Here is an 8,186-nt window from a genome sequence, read left to right as displayed (position 1 = left end):
GCCCGCGACGTCGGCGCCGCGCCGGCGGCGGCGGTCGAGGCCACGCTGCGCGAGCGCGAGACGGCCGTGACGGCGGTGCGCACCGAGGCGCTGGCGCTCGCCGAGCGGGTCACCGGCGAGCCGTCGCGCGACGTGAACTACATCATCCCGCGGTTCGTGCTCGAGCAGCTCCCGATCGGGCTGGCGGGGATCTTCATCGCCGGCGTGATGGCGGCGGCGATGTCGAGCATCGCCGCCGAGCTGAACTCGCTCGCCACGTCGACGGTCATCGACTTCTACAAGCGCTGGGTGCGCCCCGAGGCGCCCGAGGCGCACTTCCTCGGGATCTCGAAGCTCGCGACCGCCGTCTGGGGCGCCTTCGCGTGCGTGGTCGCCGTCTACGCGGTCAGCCTCGGCTCCCTCATCGAGGTGGTGAACCGCTTCGGGTCGTTCTTCTACGGCTCGATCCTGGGCGTCTTCCTGCTGGCGATGGTGCCGCGCGCGCGCGCGCTCGGCGCCTTCGTGGGGCTGCTCGCGGGGATGGGGGCGGTGGCCGCGGTGAACTTCGGCGCGCCGAGCGTGTCGTTCCTCTGGCACAACGTGATCGGCGCCGTCGTCGTGCTGGCGGTCGGCGTGCTGCTCAGCCTCGGCGGCGCCCCCGCGCCGGCGTCAGGGCGCGGCGCCGGGGCGTAGCGCGAGCGCCTTCGCCGACCAGTCCTGGTAGGAGCCGTCGTACAGCTTCACCGGGTGGCCGAGCAGGCGCGCCACGAAGTAGGTCGCGCTCGCGCGGTAGCCGACGAGGCAGTACGTGACGACGGTGTCGCCCGGCCTCACCCGCTCGGCGAACAGCGCGGCCAGCTCCTCGCGCGGGCGCAGCGTGGCGCGGTCGGCCTGGAAGAGCTGCTCCCACTGGAGCTGCCGCGCGCCGGCGAGGTGCCCGTTGCTGCGCACGCCGTAGCGCTCCCCGGTGCCCAGGTACTCGACGTCGGTGCGGGTGTCGAGGAGCGAGAGCCCGGCCTTCCCGAGGCGCGGCTCCAGCCAGTCGCTGGTGACGACGACGTCGCGCGGGCGCGGCGTGAGGCGCGCGCGCGCGGCCACCGCGGCCGACGGCCCCGTCTCGACCGCGTGCCCGGCGGCGCGCCACCCCGCGAGCCCGCCGTCGAGCAGCGCGAAGCGGGTGTGGCCGAGGTGGTCGAGGGTGAACAGGACGCGCGTCGCCATCGGCGCCTCGTCGCCGTAGACGACGACGCGCGTCGAGTCGCCGACGCCGAGCGCCTCGAACGCCTCGCGCAGCGCCTCGGGGGGCGGCAGCTCGGTGCCGACGTTGCCGACGCGCGCGGTGATCGCGTTGTACGGCATCCGCTGCGCGCCGGGGACGTGGCCGGCGGCGAACGACGAGTCGCTCGCCACGTGCAGCACGACGACCTGCGGGTCGCGGGCGCGGGCGGCGAGCCACGCGGGGGTGACGACCATCCCCGGGTCGGCCTGGGCGGACGCGGGGGCCGGCGCGAGCAGCAGGGCGGCGGCGAGGGCGGGAACGGCGAGGCGCATGGGGCTCCGGTGACGGGGACGCCCCACGATGGCGCCGCGGCGGGCCCCCGTCGAGTGGCCGGAGTGCCGCCGTGCGCTAGCTTTCGGCCATGCCGGCCGCCGCGCACCGCGTCGCCATCCTCGCCCTGCCGTCGGTGGTCCCCTTCGACCTCGGGGTGCCGGTGCAGGTGTTCGGCTACCCGCGCGACGACCTGGGCGCGCGGCGCTACGCGGCGGTGGTGTGCGGCGCGCGGCGCGGGCGCGTCCCGACGTCGGGGGGCTTCGACCTCGGCGTCGCGCACGGGCTGGAGGCGCTGGCCGACGCCGACACGATCGTGATCCCGGGCGTCGACGACACCGCGCTGCCGATCGCGAAGGCGGTCACGCGGGCGCTGGCCGAGGCGCACGCGCGCGGGGCGCGGCTGGTGTCGATCTGCACGGGCGCCTTCGTGCTCGCCGAGGCGGGGCTGCTCGACGGGCGCGCGGCGACCACGCACTGGCTCGACGCCCCCGAGTTCCGCGCGCGCTACCCGCGCGTCGCGCTCGACCCCGACGTGCTGTACGTCGACGAGGGGCGGGTGCTCACCTCGGCCGGCATCGCGTCGGGGATCGACCTGTGCCTGCACGTGGTGCGGCGCGACCACGGGGCGGCGGTGGCCAACGCGGTGGCGCGCCGGCTGGTGGTGGCGCCGCACCGCAGCGGCGGGCAGGCGCAGTTCGTCCCGCGGCCGGTGGCGGCGCCGCGCGGCGGGCGGCTGGAGGGGACGCGCGCCTGGCTGCTGGCGCGGCTCGGCGAGCCGGTGACGGTGGCGCGGATGGCGGCGCACGCGGACATGCCGCTGCGCACCTTCGCGCGCCGCTTCCGCGAGGAGACGGGGGCGCCGCCGCTGCACTGGCTGCTCCGCCAGCGGCTGCTCGCCGCGCAGCAGCTGCTGGAGGAGACCGACCTCTCCGCCGGCCGCGTCGCCGAGCGGTGCGGGATCGGCTCGGCGGTGTCGCTGCGCGCGCACTTCCGGCGCGAGCTGGGGACGAGCCCCCTCGCCTACCGCCGCGCGTTCCGCGCCGGGCTGCGCGCCTAGAAACCGTGTGAACACGCCGGCGTAGCGGGGTGCGGCCGCTGCGTACGTCCCTCCGCTCGGCCGACGTGCACGACAGCCGCGTGCTGGAGACGCTGCTCGACGCGGTGGCGCAGTTGCGCCGAGTCCCGCGCGCGGCTCGGCCGGCACCGGTGGACCGTGGAGCGCAGGCTGGCCTGGCTCGCGCGGTACAGCGGCCTCGCGGCCCGCTACGAGCGCCTCGTCGCCATCCACCGCGCTTTGCTCCACCTCGCCCGCGCCCTGAGCTGCCTCGAGCAGCTCCACCGGTTGTGAAACGGAGCCTTAGGCAGCCCGGCCGCGCTCTCGGGGGAAGACGACGAACCAGGCGAGTAGCATGCCTCCCACGCCGAGCAACGCCGCGACGCCGCCAGCTCCGAGCAGGATTGCCGATCCGCGCGGCGCGCCCGACGTCAGGATGACGTAGCGGTAGAAGGCAATGGTGAGCGCGCCGAGCAACGCACCCGCGCCAAGGACGGCGCGCAGGAGTCCGCGGGACACGGGAACGGCTTCGTCGCCAACCAGACGCCTGATCTCCACGACGTTGCGGTACTCGTCGACCCCGACCTTGAGCTGCCAGGCGAGCGCACCAAGCGCCACCAGGCTGCCGGCCGCGCCAAACGGCCTGACCCGTCCGTGCACGACGAGTTGATGAAAGTCGGTGAGCAGGAACCCGCACGCGGCGCCCACCGCCATCCAGCTCCAGATGCAGCCGACTGCTCCCCACCGGCCGTAGTTGTTCTCGGAGAAGATTCCCACTGCGACCTCTCGTGAAGGAGCGAGATTCACCGCGCGGACGAGCGCGTACTCGTCGAGAGCGCGGTCACACAACCCGACCGACGCCCCGGGGAACAGCCGTTCATGAAGCCGCGGCTGCCGACGGAGCTCGGCTGGGGCGTGGCCGCGCACCGCGCCCGGCTCCACCTCGCCTGCGCCGTCGTGTGCTTCGCGTACCTGCGCCGGTCGTGAAACGCGTCGCTCAACCTCCGCCTCCCGCGACGCCGCGCAGGTCGAGCACCATCTTGATGTTCGCGCGCGCGTAGTCGGTGCGCGGCAGCGGCACCTCGACGAAGCCGAGGGCGCGGTAGAGCGCGATGGCGGGGACGAGCGCGGTGTTCGAGAGCAGGTCGACGCGCGGCGCGCCGAGCGATCGCGCCGCCGCGACCACCGCCTCGCCGAGCGCGCGGCCGACGCCGCGCCCGCGCGCCGCCTCGTCGACCGCCATCTTGGCCAGCTCGCAGGCGCCGTCGGGCTCGCGCAGCATCGCGCAGGTGCCGAGCACTCGCACGCCGTCGGCCGTCCCCACCTCGGCGACGAAGATGCGGCCGCCGGCGGCGAGCACGTGCCGCTCCGGGTCGTCGAGCTCGAGGCGGTCGCGCGGCTCGACGGCGAAGTGCCGCTCGATCCACGCCAGGTTGAGCGCGCGGTAGGCGGCGCGGTGGTCGGCGCGCGCCGGGTCGTAGTCGACGACGCGTACGGCGCCGGCGTCAGGACGCACGCGCCACCTCGCGCAGCAGCGCGCGCAGCCGCTCGGCGGCGTCGGGGCCGAGGCGCGCCGCGGCGTCGGCGTTGAGGGCGTCCATCACGCCGTCGAGCGGGGCGCGGAGCGCGGCGCCGGCGTCGGTGAGGCAGACCAGGTTCACCCGGCGGTCGACGGCGTGCGGGCGGCGCGTCACCAGCCCCGCCAGCGCGAGCCGGTCGACGAGCCCCGTCATGGTCGCGCTGTCGAGGACGAGCCGCTCTCCGAGCTCGGCGGCGCTCTGGCCGTCGCGCTCCCAGAGCACCCGCAGCACCGCGTACTGCGCCGGCGTGACGCCGTGAGGCGCGAGGCGCCGCTTGGCGTCCTGCTGCACCTGCTGGTACGCCTTCCCGAGCACGAAGCTCAGGCACTCCTCGATGCGGTCCATGGCGACGAAGGTCGCATGGAAGTATCTTGTATGCAAGATATGTGTGGGCCGGATTTCCGCATCGCATGGCTCGCTAGCACGCATCTCGCCCTCTCCCCGGCGACCCGGCCGCGACGCGCCGAGCGGCCGGGGGGAGCGGGCGGGCGGCGCGCGGGAGGGGAGGAGCGATGGCGACGAAGCGAGCGAAGACGAAGGCGACCCGCGATCCGAAGGGCGGCCTCACGGCGGCCGGGCGCGCGCGATACGCGCGGACCGAGGGCGTGCACCTGCGCCCCGGGGTGAAGGGGGCGGCGGACACGCCCGAGAAGATGCGCCGCAAGGGCTCGTTCCTGCGCCGGCACTTCGCCAACCCGCGCGGCCCGATGGTCGACGACGCGGGCGAGCCGACGCGCCTCGCGCTCTCGGCGCACGCGTGGGGGGAGCCGGTCCCGAAGACGAAGGCCGACGCGCGGCGCCTGGCGGCCAAGGGGACGCGGCTGCTGGAGCGCTACGCGGCGGCGAAGCAGCGCGCCGGCGCGTCGCGCCCGAGCGCGCGGAAGCGCGCCACCGCGAAGCGCGCCACCGCCAAGCGCGCGCGCGCCGCCGGGGGGAGCCGCTGATGCCGGCGACGCGCACGCGCACCCCCGCGAAGAAGCGGACCGCGCGGAAATCCACCGCGCGGAAGTCGACCGCGCGGAAGTCCGCCGCGAAGACGCCGACCGTTCGCAAGGCGTCGACGGCGCGCAAGGCCAGCGCCCGCAAGACGGCGGCCCGCTACACCAGGCCGGCGCTCCGCGACCGCCTCAAGGCGCGTATCCTGAAGGGGAGCCGGGGCGGGAAGCCCGGCCAGTGGAGCGCCCGCAAGGCGCAGCTGCTGGCGCACGAGTACGAGGCGGCGGGGGGCGGGTACGGCGGACGGCGCACCGCCGCGCAGCGGCACCTCGCCGAGTGGAAGGACCCGAAGTCCCGCCCGTCGCGACCGAAACGCCAGGGCACCGCGCGGGGTACCACCAGCAAGCGGGCGCGGAAGACCGCGTCGCGCTGAGGCCGGCGGGCACGCCGGCCGGGAGCCCACCGTGACCGACATCCGCACCCCGCCCGAGGCCCACGCGGCCGTCGCCGGCGTCGATGCCCCCCCCGCGGCGGCGGCCGACCGCACCGCCGCCATCGTCCCCGTCCCGCAGCGCCGCCCGCACGTCGTGATCGTCGGCGGCGGCTTCGGCGGGCTGCGCGCGGCGCGCCTGCTGAAGGACGCCGACGTGGACGTCACCCTCGTCGACCGCACCAACCACCACCTCTTCCAGCCGCTGCTCTACCAGGTGGCGACGGCGGTGCTGGCGCCGAGCGACATCACGATCCCCATCCGGTACGTGCTGCGCCGGCAGCGCAACGCGACCGTGCTGATGGGCGACGTGCGCCGCATCGACCCCGACGCGCGCACGATCACGGTCGACGACGCGGGGTGGACGCTGTCGTACGACTACCTGATCCTCGCCGCCGGCGCGCGCCACTCGTACTTCGGCAAGGACCAGTGGGAGGAGGTCGCGCCGGGGCTCAAGAGCATCGCCGACGCGTACGAGCTGCGCCGCCGCTTCCTGACCGCGTTCGAGGAGGCGGAGAAGGCCGCCACGCAGGAGGAGAAGCAGGCGTGGCTGACCTTCGTGATCGTCGGCGGCGGCCCCACCGGCGTCGAGCTGGCGGGGATCATCCCCGACACCGCGGAGGCGTTCCGCAAGGACTTCCGCCGCATCGACACGTGCAAGGTGCGCGTGGTGCTGCTGGAGGGCGGCCCCAAGGTGCTGGCGGCGTTCCCCGAGAAGCTGCAGCAGGAGGCGCTGCGCGACCTGGAGGAGCTGCGCGTCCAGGTGCGCCTGGACTCGATCGTCACGCGCGTCGAGCGCGACGCGGTGTACGTGGGCGAGGAGCGGATCCCGACGCGCACGATCTTCTGGGCGGCGGGGAACGCGGCGTCGCGGCTCGGGGCGCAGCTCGGCGCGCCGGTCGACCGCGCGGGGCGCGTGCTCGTCGAGCCGGACCTCTCGGTGCCGGGGCGCCCGGAGGTGTTCGTGGTCGGCGACATGGCGGCCGTGACCAGCGAGGGGAAGCCCGTCCCCGGCGTCGCGCCGGCGGCCAACCAGATGGGGGAGCGCGCCGCACGCAACCTGCTCGCCACCCTGCGCGGCCAGCCGCGCCAGCCGTTCACGTACCGCAACAAGGGCGACCTGGCCACCATCGGGCGGCACCGCGCGATCGCGTCGTTCGGGAAGCTGCAGCTGGAGGGGTACCTGGCGTGGTTCCTCTGGCTGTTCGTGCACATCCTCTACCTGGTCGGCTTCCGCAACCGGGTGAGCGTGCTGGTGCAGTGGACGTACGCCTACTTCACCTACCAGCGCGGGGTGCGGCTGATCAGCGGGGCGATGACCACGGTCGGGAGCACGGCGACGCCGTCGGAGCCGCCGTCGACGCGCCCGCCGGTCCCTGGATGGAAATAGACGTCACAGGGGGGTTCCGTCCGGGAGGGCGGCCGGGCACCATCCCGGGGGGGCGGCGCGTTCCGCCCGGGGCCCCGACGCGGGACGACGCCGTCCCGCCGGGCCCCGCCCCATCCCGCCTCACCGCGTACATGTCCGACCAGGCCCCGATCCGGGTCCTCATCGCCGAGGACGACCCCGAGACTCGCGAGCTGTACTCGAACCTGCTCTCCTCCCTCGGCCACGAGGTCGTCGCCGCCGCGGCGACCGGACGCGAGGCGGTGGACCTCGCGCGGGAGCACCGGCCGGACGTCGTCCTCCTCGACGTCCACATGCCCGACATGACGGGGGTGGAAGCCGCGCGCGCGATCGCGGCCGAGCAGCCCGACGTCGCGATCGTGCTGGTGACCGGGGACCACGAGCTGTCGCTGACCGACGAGGAGCTCGACGCGTCGGGGGCGCGCACGCTGCTCGGCAAGCCGGTGCAGGCGAAGCAGCTCGACTCGGCGCTGCGGCTCGCGGTGCGCAAGGCGCGCGTCGAGGCGCAGCTGCGCCGCGAGGTGGCGGACGTGCGCCAGACGCTGGAGGCGCGCAAGCTGATCGAGCGCGCCAAGGGGATCCTGATGCGGCGCACCGGCAGCTCGGAGCAGGAGGCCTACCGCATCCTGCAGCGCACCAGCCAGGACAAGTCGATGCCGATGGTCGACGTGGCGAAGGCGGTGATCAACTCCGAGCCCGGCGCCCACAACGGCGCGCGCCCGGCGCCGCCCCCGCCCCCGCCCGCGGCGTAGTCAGACGAACGACTCGCCGTCGAGCCCCGGCGGCACCGGCAGCCCGAGCGCCCGCAGCGCGCTCGGCATGACGTCGGCGGTGCGGCGCGGCGCGCGCGCGGGCGGGCGGCTGGTGAGCAGCGGCACCAGCATGTGCTCGCGGTGCAGCGCGCCGTGCGACGAGACGTGCGGGATCGGCTCGTAGCGCGCGCGCAGGTCCCAGTCGCGCGCCGCCGACACGACGACGTCGCCGGCGCGCGGCGCGCCCGCCAGGTGCGCGACCTGCACCAGCGCGTCGGGGTAGTCGGTGGCCGCGCAGGCGTCGTACGCGGCGTCGGCGTCGAGCCCCGTCAGCGGGCCGCCGAGCCCCAGCGGGTCGCCGTCGATCGGCGCGTAGTCGTAGGTGTAGGCGCGCGCCGGCGGCGTCCCCGCGTCGCCGGCCGGCGCGGCGGCCGG

The 8,186-nt window shown here is 75.7% G+C and carries 9 protein-coding genes and 3 pseudogenes; 7 read left to right on the top strand and 5 right to left on the bottom strand.

Annotation, left to right across the window (positions count from 1 at the left end):
* A pseudogene (locus tag PYV61_RS16485) lies at positions 1-672 on the top strand (sodium:solute symporter); the annotation flags it as partial.
* On the opposite strand, the gene PYV61_RS16480 reads toward PYV61_RS16485, so the two are convergent.
* Positions 649-1,530 carry a rhodanese-like domain-containing protein gene (locus PYV61_RS16480; protein ID WP_275833560.1) on the bottom strand — a complete coding sequence of 294 codons (882 nt, stop codon included), beginning with the start codon at positions 1,528-1,530 and terminating at the stop codon, positions 649-651. The pseudogene PYV61_RS16485 and the gene PYV61_RS16480 sit on opposite strands and share 24 nt — an antisense overlap.
* A gap of 89 nt (positions 1,531-1,619) precedes the next feature.
* On the opposite strand from PYV61_RS16480, the gene PYV61_RS16475 reads away from it, so the two are divergent.
* Both PYV61_RS16475 and PYV61_RS16470 read left to right on the top strand, forming a co-directional pair.
* On the top strand, positions 1,620-2,588 hold the full coding sequence (locus PYV61_RS16475) for a helix-turn-helix domain-containing protein (protein ID WP_275833558.1): 969 nt from the start codon (positions 1,620-1,622) through the stop codon (positions 2,586-2,588).
* 120 nt (positions 2,589-2,708) lie between these two features.
* Positions 2,709-2,879, top strand: a pseudogene (locus PYV61_RS16470) (transposase); the annotation flags it as partial.
* A 9-nt stretch (positions 2,880-2,888) separates the two neighbouring features.
* On the opposite strand, the gene PYV61_RS16465 reads toward PYV61_RS16470, so the two are convergent.
* The 3 genes from PYV61_RS16465 to PYV61_RS16455 form a co-directional block, all read right to left on the bottom strand.
* A complete protein-coding gene (locus PYV61_RS16465; protein ID WP_275833556.1) occupies positions 2,889-3,362 on the bottom strand; it encodes a hypothetical protein in 474 nt (157 codons plus the stop codon).
* Positions 3,363-3,582: 220 nt separating this feature from the next.
* Entirely contained in the window at positions 3,583-4,101 is a 519-nt protein-coding gene (locus PYV61_RS16460) for a GNAT family N-acetyltransferase (protein ID WP_275833555.1), read from the bottom strand.
* The gene (locus PYV61_RS16455) at positions 4,091-4,510 is read right to left on the bottom strand and encodes a MarR family transcriptional regulator (protein ID WP_275833553.1); all 420 of its coding nucleotides are present in this window, start codon (positions 4,508-4,510) and stop codon (positions 4,091-4,093) included. Before PYV61_RS16455 ends, PYV61_RS16460 begins: the two co-directional genes overlap by 11 nt.
* A 167-nt stretch (positions 4,511-4,677) precedes the next feature.
* Here PYV61_RS16455 and PYV61_RS16450 point away from each other — a divergent pair, with 167 nt between their 5' ends.
* From PYV61_RS16450 to PYV61_RS16435, 4 genes are all read left to right on the top strand, one after another.
* A complete protein-coding gene (locus PYV61_RS16450) occupies positions 4,678-5,109 on the top strand; it encodes a DUF6321 domain-containing protein (protein ID WP_275833552.1) in 432 nt (143 codons plus the stop codon).
* Positions 5,109-5,534, top strand: coding sequence for a hypothetical protein (locus PYV61_RS16445; RefSeq protein WP_275833550.1), 426 nt, complete (start codon positions 5,109-5,111; stop codon positions 5,532-5,534). Before PYV61_RS16450 ends, PYV61_RS16445 begins: the two co-directional genes overlap by 1 nt.
* A gap of 121 nt (positions 5,535-5,655) precedes the next feature.
* A complete protein-coding gene (locus PYV61_RS16440) occupies positions 5,656-6,981 on the top strand; it encodes an NAD(P)/FAD-dependent oxidoreductase (protein WP_345785251.1) in 1,326 nt (441 codons plus the stop codon).
* 131 nt (positions 6,982-7,112) lie between these two features.
* The gene (locus PYV61_RS16435) at positions 7,113-7,751 is read left to right on the top strand and encodes a response regulator (protein ID WP_275833546.1); all 639 of its coding nucleotides are present in this window, start codon (positions 7,113-7,115) and stop codon (positions 7,749-7,751) included.
* Here PYV61_RS16435 and PYV61_RS16430 read toward each other — a convergent pair.
* Positions 7,752-8,186, bottom strand: a pseudogene (locus PYV61_RS16430) (hypothetical protein); the annotation flags it as partial.

The organism is Roseisolibacter sp. H3M3-2 (genome assembly GCF_029211165.1).
Taxonomy (GTDB): domain Bacteria; phylum Gemmatimonadota; class Gemmatimonadetes; order Gemmatimonadales; family Gemmatimonadaceae; genus Roseisolibacter.
The sequence above is the reverse complement of the archived record's forward strand: the minus strand, read 5'-3'. Positions and strand labels throughout refer to the sequence as shown.